Annotated in this window: 20 protein-coding genes; 8 read left to right on the top strand and 12 right to left on the bottom strand. The window is 61.0% G+C overall.

The features are described 5' to 3' along the window. Positions 1-34: 34 nt before the first annotated feature. The gene (locus tag ACJ8HA_RS07235; protein ID WP_346419539.1) at positions 35-2665 is read right to left on the bottom strand and encodes a PqiB family protein; all 2631 of its coding nucleotides are present in this window, start codon (positions 2663-2665) and stop codon (positions 35-37) included. Continuing rightward, on the bottom strand, positions 2634-3881 hold the full coding sequence (yebS, locus tag ACJ8HA_RS07230; RefSeq protein WP_025302586.1) for a membrane integrity lipid transport subunit YebS: 1248 nt from the start codon (positions 3879-3881) through the stop codon (positions 2634-2636). The genes ACJ8HA_RS07235 and yebS overlap by 32 nt, the downstream gene beginning before the upstream one ends. A gap of 255 nt (positions 3882-4136) precedes the next feature. On the opposite strand from yebS, the gene ACJ8HA_RS07225 reads away from it, so the two are divergent. The 5 genes from ACJ8HA_RS07225 (at position 4137) to ACJ8HA_RS07205 (ending at position 9747) form a co-directional block, all read left to right on the top strand. After that, positions 4137-4634 carry a GAF domain-containing protein gene (locus ACJ8HA_RS07225; protein ID WP_025302587.1) on the top strand — a complete coding sequence of 166 codons (498 nt, stop codon included), beginning with the start codon at positions 4137-4139 and terminating at the stop codon, positions 4632-4634. A gap of 96 nt (positions 4635-4730) precedes the next feature. Then, the gene (gene proQ / locus ACJ8HA_RS07220) at positions 4731-5441 is read left to right on the top strand and encodes an RNA chaperone ProQ (RefSeq protein WP_004931497.1); all 711 of its coding nucleotides are present in this window, start codon (positions 4731-4733) and stop codon (positions 5439-5441) included. A gap of 19 nt (positions 5442-5460) precedes the next feature. Next, positions 5461-7509: a carboxy terminal-processing peptidase gene (gene prc / locus ACJ8HA_RS07215; protein ID WP_060432937.1), complete on the top strand. Its 2049-nt coding sequence runs from the start codon at positions 5461-5463 to the stop codon at positions 7507-7509. A gap of 309 nt (positions 7510-7818) precedes the next feature. After that, complete coding sequence (gene htpX, locus ACJ8HA_RS07210; protein WP_016927998.1) at positions 7819-8703, top strand: protease HtpX; 885 nt, start codon at positions 7819-7821, stop codon at positions 8701-8703. Positions 8704-9039: 336 nt separating this feature from the next. Further along, positions 9040-9747, top strand: coding sequence for a hypothetical protein (locus tag ACJ8HA_RS07205; RefSeq protein ID WP_049204069.1), 708 nt, complete (start codon positions 9040-9042; stop codon positions 9745-9747). Positions 9748-9859: 112 nt separating this feature from the next. On the opposite strand, the gene ACJ8HA_RS07200 is transcribed toward ACJ8HA_RS07205, so the two are convergent. Beyond that, positions 9860-11254 carry an MFS transporter gene (locus tag ACJ8HA_RS07200; RefSeq protein WP_025302590.1) on the bottom strand — a complete coding sequence of 465 codons (1395 nt, stop codon included), beginning with the start codon at positions 11252-11254 and terminating at the stop codon, positions 9860-9862. 231 nt (positions 11255-11485) lie between these two features. Here ACJ8HA_RS07200 and kdgR point away from each other — a divergent pair, with 231 nt between their 5' ends. Further along, positions 11486-12277, top strand: a complete 792-nt coding sequence (gene kdgR, locus ACJ8HA_RS07195; protein WP_025302591.1) for a DNA-binding transcriptional regulator KdgR — start codon at positions 11486-11488, stop codon at positions 12275-12277. Between the two features lie 46 nt (positions 12278-12323). Here kdgR and ACJ8HA_RS07190 read toward each other — a convergent pair whose 3' ends face one another. The 5 genes from ACJ8HA_RS07190 to phnR form a co-directional block, all read right to left on the bottom strand. After that, a complete protein-coding gene (locus tag ACJ8HA_RS07190) occupies positions 12324-13127 on the bottom strand; it encodes an ABC transporter permease (protein ID WP_261438882.1) in 804 nt (267 codons plus the stop codon). A 2-nt stretch (positions 13128-13129) separates the two neighbouring features. Next, a complete protein-coding gene (gene phnU, locus ACJ8HA_RS07185; RefSeq protein ID WP_049295462.1) occupies positions 13130-13993 on the bottom strand; it encodes a 2-aminoethylphosphonate ABC transporter permease subunit in 864 nt (287 codons plus the stop codon). A 1-nt stretch (position 13994) separates the two neighbouring features. Beyond that, positions 13995-15125, bottom strand: coding sequence for a 2-aminoethylphosphonate ABC transport system ATP-binding subunit PhnT (phnT, locus tag ACJ8HA_RS07180; RefSeq protein ID WP_375547451.1), 1131 nt, complete (start codon positions 15123-15125; stop codon positions 13995-13997). A 2-nt stretch (positions 15126-15127) separates the two neighbouring features. Beyond that, positions 15128-16138 carry a 2-aminoethylphosphonate ABC transporter substrate-binding protein gene (locus ACJ8HA_RS07175; protein WP_442515274.1) on the bottom strand — a complete coding sequence of 337 codons (1011 nt, stop codon included), beginning with the start codon at positions 16136-16138 and terminating at the stop codon, positions 15128-15130. A 174-nt stretch (positions 16139-16312) separates the two neighbouring features. After that, positions 16313-17032, bottom strand: a complete 720-nt coding sequence (gene phnR / locus ACJ8HA_RS07170; protein ID WP_033633223.1) for a phosphonate utilization transcriptional regulator PhnR — start codon at positions 17030-17032, stop codon at positions 16313-16315. Between the two features lie 155 nt (positions 17033-17187). Between phnR and phnW the strand changes: the two genes are divergently transcribed. Both phnW and phnX read left to right on the top strand, forming a co-directional pair. After that, entirely contained in the window at positions 17188-18291 is a 1104-nt protein-coding gene (phnW, locus tag ACJ8HA_RS07165; protein ID WP_049205182.1) for a 2-aminoethylphosphonate--pyruvate transaminase, read from the top strand. A 9-nt stretch (positions 18292-18300) separates the two neighbouring features. Beyond that, complete coding sequence (gene phnX / locus ACJ8HA_RS07160; protein WP_049205181.1) at positions 18301-19110, top strand: phosphonoacetaldehyde hydrolase; 810 nt, start codon at positions 18301-18303, stop codon at positions 19108-19110. Between the two features lie 63 nt (positions 19111-19173). On the opposite strand, the gene ACJ8HA_RS07155 is transcribed toward phnX, so the two are convergent. From ACJ8HA_RS07155 to ACJ8HA_RS07140, 4 genes are all read right to left on the bottom strand, one after another. Next, positions 19174-20565 carry an L-cystine transporter gene (locus ACJ8HA_RS07155; RefSeq protein ID WP_025302598.1) on the bottom strand — a complete coding sequence of 464 codons (1392 nt, stop codon included), beginning with the start codon at positions 20563-20565 and terminating at the stop codon, positions 19174-19176. A 181-nt stretch (positions 20566-20746) separates the two neighbouring features. Next, the gene (locus ACJ8HA_RS07150; protein ID WP_004931456.1) at positions 20747-21295 is read right to left on the bottom strand and encodes a metal-dependent hydrolase; all 549 of its coding nucleotides are present in this window, start codon (positions 21293-21295) and stop codon (positions 20747-20749) included. 421 nt (positions 21296-21716) lie between these two features. Beyond that, positions 21717-22382, bottom strand: a complete 666-nt coding sequence (gene hxpB, locus ACJ8HA_RS07145) for a hexitol phosphatase HxpB (RefSeq protein WP_442515273.1) — start codon at positions 22380-22382, stop codon at positions 21717-21719. Positions 22383-22446: 64 nt separating this feature from the next. Next, positions 22447-23727 (bottom strand): HdeD family acid-resistance protein, encoded by a 1281-nt coding sequence (locus tag ACJ8HA_RS07140; protein ID WP_421087796.1) that lies wholly within the window; start codon positions 23725-23727, stop codon positions 22447-22449. Between the last annotated feature and the right edge of the window lie 139 nt (positions 23728-23866).

Here is a 23866-nt window from a genome sequence, read left to right as displayed (position 1 = left end):
CCGGCATTGCCGGGCCCTGAGGAAAACGCGAAAGTTAATCGCGCGGAATGGCGGTGCCCCAGGTTTTCCAGTCCTTCGGCTCTTCCGGATTCAGCAGGAAGTGCTTGTTCGGCGTCGCTTTCGGCGCCAGCGGAATAGTCGGCGGGGTGGCGAAGGCGATACCGCCGCGAATGAACTGCTGGAAGGTGCCGCTCTTGATCACGCCGCCGGTCAGGCCGAACTGCAGGTTGTAACCCGACGCCAGCCAGAACACGCTGTTGTTGCGCACCAGATGTTGATACTTCTTGCTGATGCGCAGCGCAACGTGCACCCGGTCGGACATGGCGCCAAGGTAGAAACCGGTGATGGTGCCGACCTCTACGCCGCGGAACAGCACCGGCGTGCCGATCTGCAGCGAGCCGGTTTCGGCGGCGTCGAGCACGACGCTCAGGCCGTCGAGATAGCGCGAGTCGGTGATGCTGGCCTGCTGCAGTTCGAAAGTGCGCAGCTCGCGGCCGCGCCCCGGCTCCACGTTGATATAAGGCTGGAGCAGGGTATCGAGGTTGCTGACGCCGGCGGCGGAGATCTCCGGCGACACGATCGAGAAGCGGCTGCCGAGGCGCGCGAAGGTCTGCACGTATTCCGGATACAGCACCGCTTTAGCCAACACTTCGTTGCGCTCCGGCGCCAGCTGCAGCGACTCCACCTGGCCGACGTCGATGCCGAGGTAACGCAGCGGCATGCCCGCCGACAGCTTGCTGGCGTCGTAGGTTTTCAGCGTGATTTGGCTGCCCACCGCGCGAGCGGCGGTTTCGCTGGCGTAGAGCACGCGGTTGGCGCCTTTGTTCAGCGTCACGCCCTGCAGGTTGTCGAAGCTGATGGCGCCTTTCAGCGCGCGGTTGAGCGGGGAGGCCTGCACCGTCAGGCCGCTGCCGTTGAGCTGCACTTTGGTGCCGCCTTCGGCCCAGAAGATGCTTTCGCGAGTCAGCAACTTGCGGTATTCCGGGCTGATGTAGACGTCCACCTCAAACTCGTTGGCCTTCGGCCGGACGTTGACGATCTCGCCCACCTGGAATTTGCGGTACAGCACCACCGAGCCGGCCTGCACGTCCGGCAGGCTGGTGGCGCTGAGGGTCAGGGTGGTAGAAGGGGCGTTGCCGACGATGCCTTCCTCGGCTTTTTCGCTGTTGGCGTATAGCGGGTACTGGCCGCCTGGTTCCCCTTTGCTGCCGGGGATAATGCGCACGCCGCCGTCCACCCATTCCTGGGCGCTGGCGCCGAGCACTTCCATACCGTCAATGCCCAGCTTGACGTCGAGACGGCTGTTGACCACGAATTTGCTGTCTTTATGCAGCAGGCCGCGGTACTGCGCGTCGATGGCGGCGGTGAACACCACGCCGCCGGCGGTCAAGGTGCGGCTCAGGATTTGGCCGACTTTCACGCCGTGCACCACCAGCGGCTGCCCGACGTCGATGCCGTAGCTTTGCGGCGCATTCAGCGTGACGGTCAGCACACCCGGCTGTTGCAACAGCGTTTCGCTGCTGTCCAGCACGTTGAAGCGCTGCTGCGGTTCGCCTTCACCCGGCACCAGTTCCAGCGTGGTGCCGGTCAGCAGTTGGCTGAGCTTGGCGTCGTTGAGGCTGATGCGCGGGCTGCGCATCACGATGCGGGTGCCGCTGCGCATCAGATCGACCACCGAAGGATCGATGGTCAGTTCACCGATGACTTTGCTGTCCTGTTGCAACGTCAGCTTGGTCAGGGTGCCGACCTGCAGTCCCTGGTACATCAGCGGCGTGCGGTTTTCACTCAGGCTGTTGCCGCTCGGCAGATCCAGCAAAATATTGACGCCGCGCTGGCTGTGGGCCAGATCCGGATACAGGGTATAGCTCTGATCGCCCTTGGCCTGCTGGCCATCGGCCGGCGAATCGAAGGCGATGGCGCCGTTGACCAGCGCCGCCAGGCTCTCCATTTGCACCGTGGCGCCGGACAGGCTGAAATCGCCCTTGAAGCCGGAGACATTCCAGAAGCGGCTGTTGCTCTTCACCAGGTTGGCGAAGCGGCGGTCGATCAGCACGTCGATGGTCACGCCCTTGTTGCCTTCGCTGATGGTGTAGTCATACACCTTACCGACCGGGATTTTACGGTAATAGACCAGCGAGCCGCTGTTGAGCGAACCCAGGTCGTCGGCATGCAGGTGAATCATCAGTTCGCCGGTGTTTAGGCGGTACTTCGGCTGGGTATCGAGCGCGGTGAAGTGGGTTTGCTCCTTGCCGCTGCCGGGCATCATGCCGATATAGTTACCGCCGACCAGCGCATCGAGCCCGGATACCCCGGCCAGCGAGGCCTTGGGCGTCACTAGCCAGAACTGGGTGCCTTCGCGCAGCGAGTCTTCCAGATCGCTTTTGATGCTGGCTTCCACCACGATGCTGCGTAAATCTTTGCTCAGGCTGATTTTTTGCACCGTGCCGACCTCAACGCCCTGGTAGCGCACCGGCGTGCGGCCGGCGACGATGCCTGCCGCTGATTGGAAATCGATGGTGACGGTGGTGCCGCGCTCCTGGAAATTGTTATAGACCAGCCACCCGGCGATCAGCAGGGCGATGAACGGCAGTAACCAGAACGGTGAAATGCGGCGTTTGTTCTTGACCCGCGCTTCAGTCGGTGTAGTCGGCGTTTCCTGTTGCATGTGCATCCCAAATCAATCGGCTATCGAGCCATTCAACGGCAAGAATAGTCAAAATGACCGCCGAGCCAAAGTAAAACGCGGCCGGTCCCATAGTAAAAGATAACAGTTGATCGCGATTTACCAGCGACATCATCAAGGCGATAACGAACAGATCGAGCATCGACCAACGGCCGATCCAGGTGACCAGGCGCAGCAGACGAATGCGCGTTTTCAGGCTGTGCGAGGTTTTGAAGTGGATGCTCAGCAACAGCATGATCAGCACGATCACCTTGGTGAAGGGCACTAGCACGCTGGCGATGAACACGATAGCGGCGATCGGCACGTTGCCGGAGGTGGCCAATGAGACCACGCCGGAGAAAATGGTGTCTTCCAGCCGCGTGCCGTTGGCGTAAATGATGGAAATCGGCAGCAGGTTGGCCGGTATCAGCAGGATCATCGCGGCGATCAGCGCCGCCCAGGTTTTCTGCAGGCTGTAGGGCTGGCGATGGCACATCGGCACATGGCAACGCGGGCAGCGGCCGCGCGCGTCGGGATAGCCGGTATAGTGGCAGGACAGACAAATGTGCAGCGCCGTCGGCGGGCCTTCCGGCTGTTCCTGCGGATAGTAGCGCTCCCACAGCTGCTCCAGGTTGACGTGGATCAGCGTCAGGATGCTCAGCACCGTGAGCGACAGGTAAGCGATCAGCGCGCTGCCGGGCTGGATGTCGGCGTAATCCTGCACTTTGATCGCCGCCACCGCCATGCCGATCAGATAAATGTCCAGCATTACCCACTCTTTGAGCCGCTCCAGCATCAGCAGCACCGGGCGCAGGTTCATGCCGAGCGCATGGCCGACGCGCAGGTACAGCAGCGACAGCACCAGCGTCAGCGGGGCGCCGAGGGTGCAAAACGCCACCATGCTGGCGGTGAGCGGATCGCCCTGGCGGCTCATCTGCCAGATGCCCTCCAGCAAACTGGCGTCGATGCGCGTGCCGAGCAGACGAATGCTGATCAGCGGTTCGGTGAAGGCGAACGGCATCAGCAGCAGCATGGCGATCGCCATGGCGGTCAGACGCGTCATCGACCAGTCGCGGCCGTTCACCACCTTGGCGTTGCAACGCGGGCAATAGGCGGCCTGATTGCCGCTGAGCGGCGGCAGCACGAACAGCAGGTCGCACTCGCAGCAGCGCTGGTGACGCGCTTTGGAAAGGGGAGCGGTGATCGCGTGTATTTTCATTTTTGACAAGTAGCTGCCCTTGAGCCCGCCGGAAGTGTCAGCGTAGCTGAAAAATAAACCGGCCGCGTCACCGGCGATCGGGCGCCGGACGGTAAAACGAGGTAAACCGGGATTCTGAGCGGCAAACATACCCCGAGCGACGGGGTTTTGTGAAGCAACAGATGATTAACCTTGTGGCTATACGCATTTAATGCTTATTTTATAGGGCCTAAGCTTTGGGCTTCTGGCCATCTTCACTGTTTCAATGGTTAACACATGACAAAAGAACAATTCTACGCGGAATTAAAACGTGACCTGAGCGCGTTGCTCGGCGGGGAAACCAACTTTATCGCGGCGCTGTCCAACGCCAGCGCGTTGCTCAACGAGCGTCTGGATGACGTGAACTGGGTCGGTTTCTATCTGATGGAGGGCGACCAACTGGTGCTGGGGCCGTTCCAGGGCAAGATTGCCTGCGTGCGCATTCCGGTGGGCAAGGGCGTGTGCGGCACGGCGGTGGCGGAAAATCGCGTACAGCGCGTCGGTGACGTGCATGCGTTTCCGGGCCATATCGCCTGCGATGCGGCCAGCAACGCGGAAATCGTGCTGCCGCTGGCGGTTGGCGGCCGAGCGATCGGCGTTTTGGATATCGACAGCACGGTTTATCAACGCTTCGACGAACAGGATGAAGTGGGCCTGAAAGCAGTGGTGGCGGGGCTTTGTGAGCAACTGGAACAGTGTGACAGTGCGAAATATGTGACTGTAGCGGCAAGTTGATCGACGGTTAACGTGGCAATTACCGATGGCGTCATTATAATGACGCCTGTTCATGCCTGTGGCTTGTTGGCAATACCGTTGTAATCAGGAAATTTCATGGAAAATCAACCTAAGTTGAACTCTAGTAAAGAAGTCATTGCTTTTCTTGCCGAGCGTTTTCCGCTCTGCTTTAGCGCCGAAGGCGAAGCTCGTCCGCTGAAAATCGGTATTTTTCAGGATTTGGTAGAGCGCGTGCAGGGGGAAGAAAATCTCAGCAAAACGCAATTGCGTTCTGCCCTGCGCCTATATACCTCAAGCTGGCGTTATCTGTACGGTGTCAAGGTTGGCGCACAGCGCGTCGATCTGGACGGCAATCCGTGCGGTGAACTTGAGCAGCAGCATGTCGATCATGCTCGCCAGCAGCTTGAAGAAGCCAAAGCGCGCGTTCAGGCACAGCGTGCCGAACAAAACGCCAAAAAACGTGAAGCCGCCGGCGAATCCGCCGATGCCGCTCCGCGCCGTCCGCGTCCAGCCGGTAAAAAGCCCGCTGCACGTCGCGAAGGCGGAGCCGCGCCGGAAAACCGCAAGCCGCGCCCACAAACTCGCCCACAGCCCGCTCGCCAACCTCGTGCAGCCAAAGAGGAAAGCCAGCCGCGTTATGCGCCAGTCACGGATATCTCTAAACTGCAAATTGGCCAGGAAATCAAAGTCAGAGCAGGCAAGAGCGCGATGGATGCTACCGTACTCGAAATCGCTAAAGATGGCGTACGTGTGCAGCTCTCTTCCGGTCTGGCGATGATTGTGCGCGCAGAACACTTGCAGTTCTGATACGGAGGCCAACCCAGGCATGAACAAATTCGTCAGATTAACAGCGATTGCAGGGCTGCTGTGGGCGGGTGTCAGTTACGGCGCGGAAACAGCCAACATCCGCATCGGCCAACTGCCCCAACTGCAACAGGAACCCCAGCACGCTACGGTGAGTGAGCGCGTCACCTCGCGCTTCACTCGCTCTCATTACCGCCAGTTCGCCCTCGATGCGGAGTTTTCAGGCAAGATCTTCGATCGCTACCTGAACATGCTGGACTACAACCATAACGTGCTGCTGGCCTCCGACGTGGCGCAGTTCGCCGGCAAACGCAATCAGGTTGGCGAAGAGCTGAAAACCGGCAAGCTGGACACCTTCTACGCGCTGTTCAATCTGGCGCAGAAACGCCGCTTTGAGCGTTACACCTATGCGTTGTCGTTGCTGGACAAGCCGATGAACTTCACCGGCAACGGCACTATCGATCTCGACCGCAGCAAAGCGCCGTGGCCGAAAGACAAGGCCGAGCTGGATAGCCTGTGGGATGCGAAAGTCACGTATGACGAGCTGAACCTCAAGCTGACCGGCAAGACCGACAAAGAAATCCGCGACACGCTGACCAAGCGTTATCAGTTCGCCATCAAGCGCCTGACGCAAAGCAACAGCGAAGACGTCTTCCAACTGGCGATGAATGCCTTTGCGCATGAAATCGACCCGCACACCAACTATCTGTCTCCGCGCAACACCGAGCAGTTCAACACCGAGATGAGCCTGTCGCTGGAAGGCATCGGCGCGGTGCTGCAGATGGATGACGACTACACCCTGATCAACTCGATGGTGCCGGGCGGACCGGCGGCGAAGAGCAAGGCGATCACCGTAGGCGATCGCATCGTCGGCGTCGGCCAGGCCGGCAAACCGATGGTGGACGTGATCGGCTGGCGCCTGGACGACGTGGTGTCGTTGATCAAAGGGCCGAAGGGCAGCAAGGTGCGCCTTGAGATCCTGCCGGCCGGCAAGGGCACCAAAACCCGCGTGGTCACCTTGACCCGCGAGCGCATCCGTCTGGAAGACCGCGCGGTGAAAATGACCATTAAGACCGTCGGCAAAGAGAAGGTGGCGGTGTTCGACATCCCTGGCTTCTATGTCGGTCTGACCGATGACGTGAAAGTGCAGCTGCAGAAGATGGCCAAGCAGAACGTCAAGAGCGTGATCATCGATCTGCGCACCAACGGCGGCGGCGCGCTGACTGAAGCGGTGTCGCTGTCCGGCCTGTTCATTCCGAGCGGCCCGGTGGTGCAGGTGCGCGACAACAACGGCAAAGTGCGTGAAGACGCCGACACCGACGGCGTGACCTACTACAAAGGCCCGCTGGTGGTGCTGGTCGATCGCTTCAGCGCCTCCGCCTCCGAGATCTTCGCGGCGGCAATGCAGGATTACGGCCGTGCGCTGATCGTCGGCGAACCGACCTTCGGTAAAGGCACCGTGCAGCAGTACCGTTCTCTGAACCGCATCTACGACCAGATGCTGCGCCCTGAGTGGCCAGCGCTTGGCTCGGTGCAGTACACCATTCAGAAGTTCTACCGCGTCAATGGCGGCAGTACCCAGCGCAAGGGCGTGACGCCGGACATTCTGATGCCGACCGGCGTCGATCCGGCGGAAACCGGCGAAGCGTTTGAAGACAACGCTATGCCGTGGGACAGCATCAATGCGGCGACCTACAGCAAGACAGGCGATATGACGCCGTTCGAGCCGGAGCTGCTGAAAGATCACCAGCAGCGCATTGCGCAAAATCCAGAGTTCCAGTACATCGCGCAGGATATCGCGCATTACAAGGCGCTGAAGGATAAACGCAACATCGTGTCCCTCAATCTGGCGGTGCGCGAGAAAGAGAACCACGATGACGACGCGACCCGTCTGAAACGCATCAACGAGCGTCTGGAACGCGCGGGCAAGAAGCCGCTGAAATCGCTCGACGATCTGCCTAAGGATTACCAGGAGCCGGATCCGTACCTGGATGAATCCGTGCATATCGCGCTGGACCTGGCTCATCTGGAAAAAGATCAGCCCGCTCAGCAGCCAACGCCGGCCAAATAAGGCCGCGTACGGCAGGATGAAAAACGCACCCTCGGGTGCGTTTTTTTATGGCGACGCGAAAGCCGGCTTCCCAGCAGGGTGAAGGGAGGTGGGCTGATGCATCGCCTGACAAATTTAGGGTAAAAAACCCTACGCCTTACGCAACAATCGTTTACAATTTGCCAAATCCCGGTCGCGCGCCGTTTTTGTAAAGTTTCGTATTTTTAGTAGGTTAATGACGCGCGACTCTTGAAACTGTGACGGATGCCCATACGATCTAGGGTATCTTAGACAGCGTTTTGTTAACATTTATGAGGAAGTAAACAATTTATGATGCGTATAGCTCTGTTCCTGCTCACCAACCTGGCGGTGATGTTGGTTTTCGGGCTGGTGCTCAGCCTGACAGGAATCCAATCCAGTAGCGTTCAGGGCCTGATGATCATGGCCGGTCTGTTCGGCTTCGGCGGCGCTTTCGTGTCGTTGCTGATGTCCAAGTGGATGGCGCTGCGCTCTGTCGGCGGGGAAGTGATTGAACAACCGCGTAACGAAACAGAAAACTGGCTGCTGGAAACGGTACGCCGTCAGTCGCAGCAGGCGGGCATCGCCATGCCGCAGGTCGCTATCTACCACGCGCCGGACATCAACGCCTTCGCTACCGGCGCACGCCGCGACGCCTCGCTGGTCGCCGTCAGCACCGGCCTGCTGCAGAGCATGAGCCGCGACGAAGCGGAAGCGGTCATCGCGCACGAAATCAGCCACGTCGCCAACGGCGATATGGTGACCATGACCCTGATTCAGGGCATCGTGAACACCTTTGTCATCTTCATTTCACGCCTGATCGCGCAGGTCGCCGCCGGTTTCCTCGGCAACCGCGACGGTGATGGCGAAGGGGAAGGCAACGGCAACCCGATGATTTACTTCGCCGTGTCGATGGTGCTGGAACTGGTGTTCGGCATCCTGGCGAGCATCATCACCATGTGGTTCTCGCGTCACCGCGAGTTTTATGCCGACGCAGGCTCTGCCAAACTGGTAGGCCGCGAGAAGATGATCGCCGCCTTGCAGCGCCTGAAAACCAGCTACGAACCGCAGGAAGCGGGCAGCATGATGGCGTTCTGCATCAACGGCAAATCCAAGTCGTTCAGCGAGCTGTTCATGTCGCACCCGCCGCTCGACAAGCGTATCGAAGCGCTGCGTTCCGGCCAGTACCTGAAGTAATCGGCTGAATGAAAGGAAAAACCCCGGCTTGCCGGGGTTTTTTTATGGCATGCCTGAACCGCTTTTTCAGCGGCGGCGGATTCAGCAATGAAATTCGGCGATGAATGGGGTAAAGCGCTTTACCAGAATTTACGGGCGTTAACGCGGTGCAGCAGCGTCCGAAGTCCCTGAAGCCCACCTGCAAACAGCGTCTTTCGGCCTCTCGGTCTGGGCCGGCACGGTGCCAGTCCACCCGGTGAGAGGGCAAGCCGCATCGGGCTCGGTCACGACCGCCTGTTTGGCTTTGGATGCGCATGTTATATGCTTTGGCGCAATGACATTTTTCCCTGAGGTCCTATGAAAATCAACCACCTTCCCTTACTCAACGGTGATGAGGTGTCGGCGCGCCTGACCGAGTTGGCTGGCGGTGTCGCCGATGCGGTTGCGGAATTGTTGAACCGGCATGATGACGATGATGAACCGCCGGCTATTCGCTGGCATTCAGGCGATCTGCGCCTGCCGGCATTTTTCCCCGACGAGCACGACGGCCACGATTACGATTACCTGATCGTGGACGGCGATGTGATCGTGGAGGGATGCCTGGCGGTGTCACCGCAGCGAGAGGACGGCGGCATTGTCGTGCTGGGGCGGCTGCAGGCGGATACGCTGATTTGCTGGGGCGGACTGGTCGTGCGTGACGATGTCCGCATACGCCATGCCTATTGCAGCTCAGGAAACGACGGCGCGTTCGTGGTGGGGGGAGACCTGACCGCGCTCACCCTGGTAGAAACGGGGGAGTTTATCCATGTCCATGGCGACCTCGACGCGCGATGTCTCGCTTCGTTGCAGAACTTCGTTCAGGTTGACGGAGAGACGCGCTGTGACTGTCGAATCGACAGCGCGCAGTCTGAAGATCTGATAAAGCGCATGTTCACCCCCGGCCTACTGAAAGCCTTCGAGGGGATGGATCACGACGGCCAACACATTGTTGGCTGGTATCCGGATGACGACGCCTATTTAGCCTGTTTACGACAAGGCCGAAGCCCCTTGAGGCACGGAGACTGACGCCTGGCTTGCAATGCTCACGGCATTGCATCCGACGCGGCCCGGCTCAGGCCGTCCGTCAGTGCTGGCCCCGTCGGTTTTACAATCGATGGGAGCCCGTTTCGTTTACCCGCTATTTCACCTCGCGGCTCGGCTGCGCCGCTTGCGCCGTCGATTGGGTGATGCGCAGGCTGCTGACGGCCGCCGCCAGGGTGGCGAACACCCCAGCCAGGATCAGTGAAGCGTGGGTGCCGGATGTGGGGAACAGGTTGAACATCAGCGCCACCAGCGCAGCCCCCGAGGTTTGCCCCAGCAGGCGCGCGGTGCCCAGCATGCCGCTGGCGCCGCCGCTGCGGTTGCGCGGCGCGGCGGAGATGATGGTGTGGTTGTTGGGCGACTGGAACAGGCCGAAACCGGCGCCGCACAGTATCATGCGCCAGATGATGTCCATATTCGACGGCGCCGCCGGCAGCAGCGCCAGAGAGAACAGTCCGAGCGCGAACACCGCCAGCCCAATGCAGCCCAGCAGGCCGGCGTGCACGCGCTCCACCAGCCGGCCGGCGATCGGCGCCATCACCACGATCGCCAGCGGCCACGGCGTCAGCAGTAGCCCGGTCGCCACCTCGTCGCGGCCCAATGCACTTTGCAGAAAGAACGGCAACGACACCATCGCCAGCATTTGCGCGGCGAACGAACAGATTGAGGTGCCCATCGACAGGGCGAAGATCGGGATGCGCAGCAGGTCGACGGGCAGCAGAGGGAATTCCTGGCGTAACTGACGGCGCACGAACACCGCGCCAATCGCCAGCAGCGCGGCGATCTCGCTGAAGATCAGCGTCAGGCTCTGGCCCTGGGCGAAGCCGCTGATGGCGGTGATCAGCAGGCCGAAGGTCAGCGCGTTCAGCACGGCGCTGGTGGGATCGAAACGGCGGTTATCGCTTTTTTGGCCGTTGGCCGGCAGGAATTTCATCCCCAGCAGCAGCGCGACGATGCCGATCGGCAGGTTGATGGCGAATAGCCATTGCCAGGATGCGACCGACAGGATCGCCGCCGCCACCGTCGGCCCGGCCGCCGAGGAGCAGGCGACGATCAGCGAGTTGATGCCCATGCCGCGGCCGAGAAAACGCTGCGGGTAGATGATGCGGATCAGCGCGGTGTTGACGCTCATGATAGCGGCGGCGCCAAAGCCTTGCAGCACGCGGGCGATGGTCAGCGTGAGCAGCGAGTCGGACAGGGCGCAGAACAGTGAGGTGATGCTGAACACCAGCAACCCGGCCTGGTAGATACGGCGGTAGCCGACCAGATCGCCGAGCGACGCCAGCGACAGCAGAGAGACGGTGATCGCCAACTGATAGGCGTTGACCACCCAGATGGAACTGGCCGGGCTGGCGTTGAGATCGCGAGCGATGGTGGGCAGCGCCACGTTGGCTATCGCGCCGTCGAGCACGGATACGGTAATGCCGAGGGCGATGGCGAGGATCGCCCCATAGCGTTGCGGGACGGGGAGGCCGTCGGAACAAGGACGCATGTTGGTCTCAGCGGTATTTATTCAGGGGAGTATTATCATGCTAATCATATTCGCCTGTGATTGCATGCCCCTTGTCCGCTTAATTGTAAACGGCGGTGAGCGGGCCAACGGTTATCCATTTGGCTTCAATTGCTTAGCGCTCAGCTGCGTTGCGCGCTGCGATCTGTTCCGATTATACTGAAACCCTTGTTTAAATTTCCTGAAACAAAACCGTTAAGTAGGGTATGCACCATGGCTAACGCAGATTCAGACAAGCAACCGGATGCCGTCTCATCCGTGATGAAAGTGTTCGGCATTTTGCAGGCGCTCGGCGATGAGCGCGAGATTGGCATTACCGAACTGTCCCAGCGGGTGATGATGTCTAAAAGCACTGTCTACCGTTTTCTGCAGACCATGAAAGCGCTGGGCTACGTTTCACAGGAGGGCGAGACGGAAAAGTATGCGCTGACGCTCAAGCTGTTCGAGCTGGGCGCCAAATCGTTGCAGAACGTCGATCTGATCCGCAGCGCCGACGTGCAGATGCGCGAATTGTCGAATCTTACCCGCGAGACCATCCACCTCGGCGCTCTGGACGAAGATGGCATCGTCTACATCCACAAGATCGACGCGATGTATAACCTGCGTATGTATTCGCGCATCGGTCGCCGCAACCCGCTGCACAGCACCGCCATCGGTAAAGTGCTGCTGGCCTGGCGCGAGCGGGATGAGGTGGCGCAGATCCTGTCGCAGATTGAGTTTACCCGCAGCACCGAACATACGTTGGCCAGCGCCGCCGAACTGTTGCCGGTACTAGATCGGGTTCGAGCGCAGGGATACGGCGAAGATGCCGAAGAGCAAGAAGCGGGGATCCGCTGCATCGCGGTACCGGTCTTTGACAGGTTCGGGGTAGCGATCGCCGGGCTGAGCATCTCTTTCCCGACGCTGCGCTTTTCCGAAGCTGCGCGGGAGGAGTATGTGGCGTTGCTGCACGTCGCCGCCCGACGCATTTCCGAACAGCAGGGCTATCACGACTACCCGTTCTGACCCTTCGCTTCGAAGAACAAGGCGCCGCCATGGCAGCGCCTTGTTGCTATTTTGCGCCCGGCGTCAGCCGCTGAGCAATCCGCTCCAGTACTAACATCAGCAACAGCGTGGCCGCCACCAGGATCATGGTCAGCGTCGCGCCGTTGGCGATGCTGCCGCGATCGGTCAGGCTAAAAATGGTGACCGGCAGCGTTGCCCAATTCGGCGGGTAGATCATCATGGTCGCGCCCAGCTCCCCCATCGACAGCGATAGGCTGAGCGCGAAGGCGGAGATCATATAGGGGGCGATCATCGGCAGGGTGACGTGGCGCAGGCGAAACAGCGGCGACGCGCCCAGGCTGGCGGCGACGTTCTCGTAGTCGCCAGGTAGCCGGGTCAGCCCGGCCATCACGTTGCCGAAGGTAAAGGCGGAAATCAGCACGAAGTGAGCGGTGGGCACGATCAGGAAGGTGCCGTTCATCTGCAGCGGCCCCTGGCTGAACGCCACCAGCATCCCCAAACCGATAGAGACCGAAGGCACCGCGCTGGGAATGAAAAACAGCGTGCCCAGCAGCTGTCGGCCGCGTTCAGGCACGTGGCGCAGCGCCAGCGCCGCCCAGGTACCGCACAGCAGCGCGAACAGGCTGGCGCTGAAACCGATAGCCAGACTGGCGACCAGCGCGTCCCAGGAGGCGCCGCTGAGCGCTTGGCGGAAGTGGTTGAGGGTGAAACCGCTCGGCAGCACGCCGTTCCACTGCTCACTGAGGCTGGACATCAGGATCACCGCCAGCGGCAGGCAGAAGAACAGGGCGAACAGCGTGATCGTCAACGTGCAGGTCAGGGTGCGTCCGGTGGGGGACCAAATCAACATTGTCAGTTCCTCAGCCCGGCGCGCGCCGCGGCGTAGCGGTAAAGGGAGAACAGCCCGAGCGACAGCGCGATATTCACGACGGCGATCGTGCAGGCGACGGCGTAATCCGACTCCAGAATCGCTTTGGAGTAGACCATCATCGGCAGCGTGGTGACGCCCTTGGCGCCGATAAACAGCACGATGCCAAACTCATTGGTGGTCAACAACAGGCACAGGCTGCCGCCGGCCAGCAAGGCCGGCAGCGCGGCCGGCAAAATCACCTGGCGCACCACGCGCCCCGGCCGGGCGCCGAGGATGCTGGCGGCCTCGAGCTGGCTGCGATCGATCTGCGACAATGCCGCCATCAGCGGGCGCATCACCAGCGGCGTAAACACGGTGATTTCCGCCAGGATCACCCCCCAGATGGAGTAAAGAAAGTCTACCGGCGGCAGGGTGAAACCGAAGGTCGCCATCAGCGTGCCGTTCAGCAGGCCGGCGGAGCCGTAGATAAAGGTGAAGGCCAGCGTGATCAGGAAGGTCGGCATGGCGATAAAGGTATCGATCACCCGGGCGATCGGTCGGCTGCCGGGGAACGGCGTGAACACCAGCAGCAGCGACAGCAGGGTGCCGAGCACCAGGCAGCCCAGCGTCGCCAGTAGCGCAATCTGCAGCGTGTTGAGCAGGGCGCCGACAAAGCGTCGGGATTCGAACACCTGCTGCAGCGCGGCGGCGCTGAACAGCCCCTGATCGTCGGTAAATGCCTGTTTGACGATCAGCGCCAACGGGTAGAAAAACAGCGTCGCCAGCACCAGCAGCGGCAGCAGGATCCACAGGCGGCGCGGGAAACGCAGCCGCAGGGCCGGGCGAATAAGCGTAGAGTCGATCATGTCAGTCCTCGATCAGTACCGCATCGTCGGGGGCGAAATAGAGCGGCACGCGTTCGCCGATCTGCGGCATCCGGCTGCGATGGGTGGTGACCACGCGCAGAGGATGGCCTTGAACGTCGAACTGCAGGTGCGTCAGTTCCCCCTGCCAGTGAATATCGCGCAGCGTGCCGATGAGGCTGTTGCTGCGCTGGGCGTCGGCATCGAGCGCAATATGCTGCGGCCGGATGCACAGCAGCTTGTCGAAGCCGCGTTGTGCGCCGTAGGTGAAACAGCCGATCACTTTGCCGGCGCAGCTGACGGTGGTCATGCCTTGCCCGGTAGTGGTCTCCAGCGCGGTGGCCGGCAGCAGGTTGGCGCGGCCGAGGAACTCGGCGGCGAAGCGGTTCGTGGGATGATGGTAAAGCGCGCGGGTCTCGCCGTGGGCGATCAGGTGGCCGTCGCGCATGATGCCGATCTTGTCCGCCAGCGTCAGCGCTTCGCCCTGATCGTGGGTGACGTACAGGATGGTCAGCTCTGGGAGCTCGCGGTGCAGGCGGGCGATCTCTTCCACCATGCTGTGGCGAATTTGCGCGTCCAACGCCGACAGCGGCTCATCCAGTAACAGCACTTTGGGGCGCACCGCGATGGCGCGAGCGATTGCCACCCGCTGCTGCTGGCCGCCGGAAAGCTGGCTGGGATAGCGCTTGGCGTAGGCGGACATGCCGACGATGGCCAGCGCTTCTTCGACGCGCTCGGCGGTGAGGCCGCGCGGCTTGCCTTGCGCGCGCAGGCCGAACGCCACATTGTCTTCGACGCGCATATGCGGAAACAGCGCGTAGTTCTGTACCACCATGCCCAGGCCGCGCTCATAAGGCGGCACGTCGGTGACATCGACGTCACCGATGGCAATACGCCCGGCGGACGGCTGCACGAATCCGGCAATGGCCCGCAGCACGGTGGTTTTGCCCGAGCCTGAGGGGCCGATCAGCGCCAGCACTTCGCCGGGGGCGATGGTGAGCGTCAGGGGTTTCAGCACCTCGGTGCCGCGATACGACACGCTGACGCGGTCGAGCTGAATGCCCGACGGCCCGGCGATGTCCTGGCTGCGATCCCGCGCCTCGGCGCGGGAAGAGAGGGTAGAAGGCATCGTCAGCGTCATTCGGTCACCTGGTGCCAGCGGGAGATATCGGCGGACAGGCTGCTCACCACCTGATTCCAGTCCGGCGCCCAGATGTCCACGCCTTTCAGCGCCGCCTGCGACTGCTTGAAGTTATCGTCGGTCGGGGTGACGTCCTTACGCACCGGCATACCGTAGGAAATGGCGCTGACGCTGCTCTGCGCTTCTTTGCTCAGCAGGAAGTCGATCAGTTTTTTGCCGTTGGCGCTTTGCGGCGCGCCTTGCACCAGGCCGACATAGTAAGGCAGCACCAGCGTGCTGCGCTTGCCGTCCGGCCCGGCCGGCCAGAACACCTTCACGTTCGGGTTGCTGCGCATCTGCGCCAGGTTCATCTGCAGATCGCCGTTGGCCACCAGCAGCTCCCCTTTATTGACCAGCGCGGTCAGCTTGCCGGTGGAGGCCGAAGGGCCGACGTTGTTGCTTTGCAGCTTGCCGAGGTAGTCGAAACCGGCGTCTTTGCTGCCGAAGCTGTGGAACGCCTGCAGCATCACCGCGGTGCCGTCACCCGCCTGGCCCGGCGTGGAGTACTGCAGCTTGTTGCGGAACTGCGCGTCCAGCAGCTGTTGGTAGCTGGCGGGCGCCTGCGGCAGCAGTTTGGCGTTATAGATGAAGCTCAGGTAGTTGTTCACCAGCGGCACGAACTGCGGCTGGGCGTTGGCGATCTGCGCCGCATGCTGCGGGGTGAAGTCCTGCAGCAGTTTTTCCGCGGCGGCGCGCTGGATGAACGGTGGCAGCGTCACCAGCACGTCGGCCTGCGGGTTGCTGCGCTCTTTCGACAGCCGCTCGACGATGGCGCCGGAACCGCCTTCGACGTACTGCACCTTGACCCCGGTTGCCTGAGTGAAGGCGTCAAACTGGGTTTGATACCAGCTGTGATCGCCGTCGTGCAGGCCATCGGCGGAGTAGACGGTCACCACCGCATCGGCGGCCCAGGCCGGCGCGGAGCCGAGTGCGATGGCGGTCATCACGACCAGACGAGAAAGTTTCATAGCTTCAGCCTCACTGTTGCGGGTTAATGCGAAACTGGTATACACCAGATATGCGGCCAAGCTAATCGGCGAATATGACAAACAAATGAAAGCGGCAAAATATATTTACCGGCAACGGGGATTGGGCGTGGGAGAGAAAAGGGGGCGGCAGGCGCAGCCCCGATATTCAGGAGATTAAAGCGTATCGACCTCGATGCGCAGGCTGTCGTGGCGCCAGTATTCGATATCGAAATCGAGAATGCGGCCGTGCTGATCGTAATTCAAGCGGCGCAGCAATAAGGCGGGCAGGCCGACCATGGCGCCGAGCGCGTTGGCGGCGCGGTAAGGCAGGGCGGTCGGGTAGAACGACAGGTGCATGTTGCTGTAAATCAAATCGTAATGCTGCTGATAAACCTCGGTCAAGCTGCCGTTGAGATCGTGGCGGAGCAGTTCCGGCACCCGCTGCGGCAGGCAGTGGTTCTCGCAATAGCAGATGGCGCGGCCGTCGGCATAGCGCACCCGGCGCAGCAGATACACCTGATCGAACGGTTCGAGCGCCAGCGGCTGCATCACGTCGAGCGGCACCGTGGTTTTTTCGCCGGACAGCAGCGCGGTACGCGGCGTGCGCCCTTGCTCCTGGCAGAGGCGGTGGAAGTTGGTGTTCTGCGTCGGATCCAGCCACAGCCGTTCCGGCGTGACGAACCAGCCACGGCGATCGGCACGGTAGATGGCGCCGGTGGCTTCCAGCTGCGCCAGGCTCTCGCGAATGGTAACGCGGGTGGTAGAGAAGATGGCGCACAGCTCGCGCTCCGAAGGCAGCTTGTCGCCCGCCTGCAGCGCGCCGCGGGTGATGCGCGCCTGAAGCTGATCCTTGATCTGCAGGTAATGGGGCATATCGCCCTGATGTTCTTTCATTTCATCTCGCTATGGCATCGGCCCGACATTCCGGCACGCGCTTATTATACATAGCCAGATGAATTTTTTGTTTCACCGCGCTTTGTCGTTTGACCGGGGAAGGAATTTGCCGCCACAATGCCCGCAATCTGGTATAGACCAAATAGGTGAATGACATGTCCGATCGTAACTACCTGCTGTTGACCCCCGGTCCGCTGACCACATCGAAAACGGTGAAAGAGGCGATGCTGTATGACAGCTGCACCTGGGATGAAGATTACAACCTGGGCGTGGTGCAGCGCATCCGCCAACGGTTGGTGGCGCTGGCGACGCCGTCCGCCGGTTATACTTCGGTGCTGCTGCAAGGCAGCGGCAGCTTCGCGGTAGAGGGCGTGCTGGGCACGGTCATCGGCCCGCAGGACAAGCTGCTGATCGTCAACAACGGCGCCTATGGGGCGCGAATGATCGAAATGGCGCGGCTGATGGATATTGACCACCACGCTTTCGACTGCGGCGAGGTCAATGAGCCGGACGTGGCGGCGATGGAGGCGGTGCTGAAAAGCGATGCGCGCATCAGCCATATCGCCATGGTGCACTGTGAAACCACCACCGGCATGCTCAACCCGCTGCAGAAGGTCGCCGGTCTGGCGGCGCGCAACGGTAAAACCTTTATCGTTGACGCCATGAGCAGCTTCGGCGGCATTCCGTTGGATGTGGACGCGCTGGGCATCGATTTTCTGATCAGCTCCGCCAACAAATGCATTCAGGGCGTGCCGGGCTTCGCTTTCGTCATCGCCCGCCGCAGCGAGCTGGAGAAATGCGCCGGCCGTTCGCGCTCGCTGTCGCTGGATCTGTATGCCCAGTGGCGCTGTATGGAAGACCAGGCCGGCAAATGGCGCTTTACGTCGCCGACCCACACCGTGCTGGCCTTCGCGCAGGCGCTGAAAGAGCTGGAACACGAGGGCGGTATTGCCGCGCGCCACCACCGCTATCAGACCAATCAGCGTCGGCTGGTGGCGGGCATGTGTGAACTGGGCTTTGAGACCCTGCTGGACGATGCGCTGCACTCGCCGATCATCACCGCGTTCTATTCGCCGAAGGCCGACACTTACCGCTTCGCCGAGTTTTATCAGCGCCTGAAGCAGCAAGGCTTCGTGATTTATCCCGGCAAAGTGTCGCAGAGCGACTGTTTCCGCATCGGCAACATCGGGGAAATTTATCCGCAGGATATCGAACGCTTGCTGGCGGCCGTCGGGCAGGCGATGTACTGGAATCAATAAGGATTGACCATGAAACAGATCAACGCAGTGATCCTCGACTGGGCCGGCACCACGGTGGACTTCGGCTCCTTTGCGCCAACGCAGATTTTTGTCGAGGCGTTCAAGCAAACCTTCGATATCGACATCAGCCTGACGGAGGCGCGCATTCCGATGGGGCTCGGCAAATGGCAACACATTGAGGCGCTGGGCAAACTGCCGGCGGTTGACGCGCGCTGGCGGCAGAAGCTGGGCCGCTCGATGAGCCACCAGGATATCGACGCGCTGTATCAGGCGTTTATGCCGCTGCAAATCGCCAAAGTGATCGACTTTGCCGATCCCATCGAGGGCGTGCCGCAGGTGATTGCCGGGCTGCGCGAACAGGGCATCAAAATCGGTTCCTGCTCCGGTTATCCGCGCGCGGTGATGGAGGTGCTGGCGCCGGCCGCCGCGCAGCGCGGCTATGCGCCGGATTATTGGGTCGCCACCGACGATCTTGCGGCCGGCGGCCGACCGGGGCCGTGGATGGCGTTGCAGAACGTCATCGCGCTGGGCATCGATGCGGTGGCGCACTGCGTGAAGGTCGATGACGCGGTGCCGGGCATTGCCGAAGGGCTGAACGCCGGGATGTGGAGCGTCGGGCTGGCGCTGTCCGGCAACGAGTTCGGCGCTACCTGGTCGGAGTACCGTCAAATGGCGGCAGGGGAAATAGAGCAGCGCCGCACGGCGGCCGCCGATAAGCTGTACGCGGCGGGCGCGCATTATGTGATAGACACGCTGGCGCAATTACCGGATGTGATCGCCGATATCAACCGGCGGCTGGCGAACGGCGAGCGGCCGTAACGACCGAACGCGGGGCATAAAAAAACCGGGGATAATCCCCGGTTTTTTCGATCTGAGAGGGCGTTAGCTGTGAGCCAATTCGACTTCGTCTTCGCTGTCCATCACGGCTTTGTCGGTTTGCTTCATCAGCTGGCTGGTGATGGTGCCTGCCGCCATGGAGCCGTTGACGTTTAGCGCGGTACGGCCCATGTCGATTAGTGGTTCGACCGAGATCAGCAGCGCGACCAGCGTCACCGGCAGGCCCATCGCCGGCAGTACGATCAGCGCGGCGAAGGTGGCGCCGCCGCCCACGCCCGCCACACCGGCGGAGCTGAGGGTGACGATGCCAACCAGGGTGGCGATCCACACCGGATCCAGCGGGTTGATGCCGACGGTCGGCGCAACCATTACCGCCAGCATTGCCGGGTAGAGACCCGCACAGCCGTTCTGGCCGATGGTGGCGCCGAACGACGCCGAGAAGCTGGCGATGGATTCCGGCACGCCCAGACGACGGGTCTGCGCTTCCACGTTCAATGGAATGCTGGCGGCGCTGGAGCGGCTGGTGAAGGCGAAGGTGATCACCGGCCACACCTTGCGGAAGAACTTCATCGGGTTAACGCCGGTGAAGGCCAGCAGCACAGCGTGCACCACGAACATGATGGCCAGGCCGATGTACGAGGCCACCACGAAGCTGCCGAGCTTGACGATGTCGTGAATGTTGGAACCGGCGACCACTTTGGTCATCAGCGCCAGCACGCCGTACGGCGTCAGCTTCATGACCAGACGCACCAGCTTCATCACCCAGGCCTGCAGGGTGTCGATAGCCACCAGCACGCGCTCGCCTTTCGGCTTGTCGTCTTTCAGCAGCTGCAGCGACGCCACGCCGAGGAAGGTGGCGAAAATCACCACGCTAATGATCGACGTCGGGCTGGCGCCGGTCAGATCGGCGAACGGGTTTTTCGGGATGAACGACAGCACCATCTGCGGCACGGTCAGATCGGCCAGTTTACCCACGTAATTGGTCTGGATCGCCGTCAGGCGCGCGCTTTCCTGCGCGCCCTGCACCAGGCCTTCGGCGGTCAGGCCGAACAGGTTGGTGACCAGCACGCCCACCAGCGCCGAGATCAGCGTGGTGAACAGCAGCGTGCCGATAGTCAGGACGCTGATTTTGCCCAGAGAAGAGGCGTTATGCAGTTTGGCGACCGCGCTCAGGATTGAGGCGAACACCAGCGGCATGACGATCATTTGCAGCAGTTGCACATAGCCGTTGCCGACGATGTTGAACCAGCTGATGGATTCTTTCAGTACCGGGTTGTCGGCGCCGTACACCAGCTGCAGGCCCAGACCGAATACTACGCCGACCACCAGGCCGACCAGCACTTTTTTCGCCAGGCTCCATTGCTTGTGGCGGGTTTGCGCCAGCAGCAAAAGAAGCGCGACAAACACCAGCACGTTAATCACGAGCGGAAGATTCATCCCCAATGTCTCCAATAATCTTTCTTATAAAAACGACTACGCATCACGTATGTCGCGATGTAAATATCGTAACAGTTTGCTGAGTGGCCTACTTATATCCAAATGGAATTTGATATAGCTTTTTGTGTGTTTTTGTTTGTTTTATATACATCAAGATGATGGGTTGGGCGTATTTTTGTGATCAGAGTCTGATATTTCTGATTTGCTCGACATAGGATTGCACCGGCAGGGTGAAATCGCCTTGCCAGCAGATGGCAAACGCCACCAGGCACAGACACAGTACGCGCTCCAGCTGGTTGCCTTTTTGCGAGTTGAGCAGGGGCAGGCGAAAACGCCAGCGGCACGGCCACAGCAGCGGCACGCCGGCGGGCGTGAGCATGTCGGCCAGCAGATGGCTGAAGTAACCGATGATCATGGCGTGCAGCGCGTCGGCCGGGATCGGCCAGCTACGCGGCACGTCCAGCTGAAACAGCGCCATGCCGCCGGCGATCGCCAGCAGGCTGTGGGTGAAACCGCGGTGGCCGAAGGCGCGGGCGATGGGCAGGGCGATCCAGCGCAGGCGCTGGCCCAGTACCGACTTGGGGTGATCGATGTCCGGCAGCAGCGAGGTGAGCAGCGCGGCGGGTATGATGTGCCACCAGTCGCCGGTAGCCAGCTCTGGCGTCACTTCCGCCTTCTTGGCGAAGATCGCGCAAGCGACAGAGAAAATGAGATGTCCTTCCGCGGTCATGCTGTTGCGATTCCGGCTGGTAAACTGTTAATTTATCCAGTATATGGGAAAATTCCCAGTAGTGGAAGCAGTTACCCTGTAACCAATTGTTTATTTTTCCCTGTTTTACAACGGCTTGTTACGGTGCTGCGTAACAAATCATCGATTTTGACTGGCGAGAACAAAAAGCGGGCGATGGGCGATGCATGAAGATGAGAAAAAAGACGGTGGCTTGGCGTGTGGCGGGAGGAAGCGGCGGCCTTGAACCGCGCTGCGTGGCAGTGACAACGCGCCGTGGGCCGTCGCTTTCCCTGCCACCCAGCATAATAACAACAGCATGCCGATTCAATAATAATGAAACGATGTTTCGTTTGTTTTGCGGCACGGATCCCTTTTATGGCGCAGAGCGGAAAGCCAGGGCGCCGATGGCCGGCGCCGCAGGTCAGGCAAAGTGGGCGGGAGTGAGCTGTTCCAGGGTCTCCAGCTTGTGGTCCGCCAGCGCCCAGCGCGGATCGTGACGGTATTCGGCCGCCGGGATGACGATGGAACGCATGCGTGCGGCCTTGGTGGCGATCATGCCGTTAAAGGAGTCTTCCAGCGTGATGCAGCGCAGCGGATCGCTGCCCAGGCGCTCGGCGGCGATCAGGTAGACCTCAGGGTGTGGTTTGCTGTACGGCAGGTATTCGGCGGAAACCAGCTGATCGAAGTAACCTTCAAGATCGAACATCTTCAGCACCTGCTGTTGCATGTGCAGCGGCGAGGCGGAGGCGAGGCCAACGTTCAGCCCCTGGCTGCGGCACAGCTCCAGCGCCTGCTGAACGCCCGGCAGCAGCGGGCGCGTCTCGTGCACCAGCTCGATGGCGCGCTCGATAATCCGCGCCGACACCTCATCGAGCGAAACCCCTTGCCACGGCATCGCCTGGTACCACATCTTCACCACCAGATCGATGCGCAACCCCAGCGTATCCGGCAGCTTGTGACGGTCGGACAGATCCAAACCCAGCGCGCCGAAGATATCCAGCTCGGCCTGCAGCCATAGCGGTTCCGAGTCGATCAACAAGCCGTCCATATCAAAAATTGCGGTTTCAATGCGTTGCGAATAAGCCATTAACGGTTAACTCCTGCCGGCGCGGGTGAATGTGCCCGACACTTTATCATCGCCTGTGACGAGACTAAAACCTTTGCCTGCGCGTTTGGCTTTTGCCAAAACGCAGGATATTCCACGCCTCGCGCAATTTTAGCCACCAGCGCTGATGTTGACGCTCGGTGACCTGTTGCAACATGCGTGCGTAGTCCAGCACCAAACCCGGCGTCCAGGCCATGCTTTCGCCGCGGCTGCGCAGTACCGCCAGCATCCACAGATTGGGATCCAGCACCAGCAACAGAAAGCGGCGCCACAGGTGTTTATCGCCCAGTACGCCTTCCAACGCGCTGTCGAGCGCGCCGATGACCGTGGTGGAACAGTTGCGTCGGGTCAGATTGTAGGTGGCGTCTTGCCGATAACGCAGCCAGAATGCGCGCAGCGCCGCCGGGTTATAGCGGTAGAATTGAATTTTCTTGTCCGGTGGGCACCAGGCGGCGATCTCACCCGGCAGGTCGGGCAGGAAACGCCCGTCGACGTTGTTCTGCTCGCCGGCATGCAACAACTGGCGGAAATCCTGAACGGAATGGCTGATGTCGTTGAGCGGGTAGTGACTGATATACACATCCGGCGCGAGCGCCAGGGCGGCATGACCGGTGGAGATATTGCCGCCGCCGTCGACCGCCGCGATGTATCGGTCGACGATGTAACGCCGGCGCGGATCTTTAGCCGCACCAATCGGTGTCCAGACGTACACCGTGAGTGGCGCAGTCTCATCCTCCGGGTGCGGTGGCTGCCGCGCGGGGTGCTGATTCAGAGAGAAGCTTGTCAGTCTCCGGGCGATACGCAATAAGGCCCAGCCGGAAAGCACCATCATCACGCCGAGGCAAAAGGGCACCGTCATCCGATGCGGCGCCGGCCAGCCGACAAAAATCATCAACGAAAGCAGGATCTCGCCGCCGCCCGCCAGCGCCACGCCTTTCCATCGACTGTGTTGAATCACCGTGGAGGAGGCGATGCGCACGGCGCCGTCAAGCAGCAGCGCGCTGCCAAACACCACGGTGGCGACGATGTTATCGTCTGCGGGCACGTCCAGCATTAAAAAGGCCATAAACACGAAACCCAATCCCTTCAGCAACACCGGCCTGCTGGCCGAAGAGCCGATCACCAGCGCAGCGGATATCGCCACCAGCCCCTCCAGCGCCAGGATGACCGCCAGCGCATCCAGCGCCAGCACCGACCGGCCATCCTGCAGTATGTCGAACAACATCAGCGCCCCTGCGGCTATCCACAGCCAACCGAACAGCACCAGCAGGCGGCGCTGGCCGTGCAGCGCCTGGGCGCCCAGCAATAAGATAATCAGTCGAATCATGGCGGCCTCTGTCCGAATGGATAACGTTACCCCTTCAATGATAGTGTGCCGGCGCCGTTAAGTTTTTGATTTCGACGAATTCGGCTAAGCTTGTAGCACAGAGGGAGTGAAGAAAACGGTGGGCGAGTTTCGCCAACAG

Source organism: Serratia sp. CY33802, assembly GCF_052169095.1.
GTDB lineage: Bacteria > Pseudomonadota > Gammaproteobacteria > Enterobacterales > Enterobacteriaceae > Serratia > Serratia bockelmannii.
Note: the sequence above shows the minus strand (reverse complement) of the source record. Positions and strands in the feature narration are given on the sequence as shown.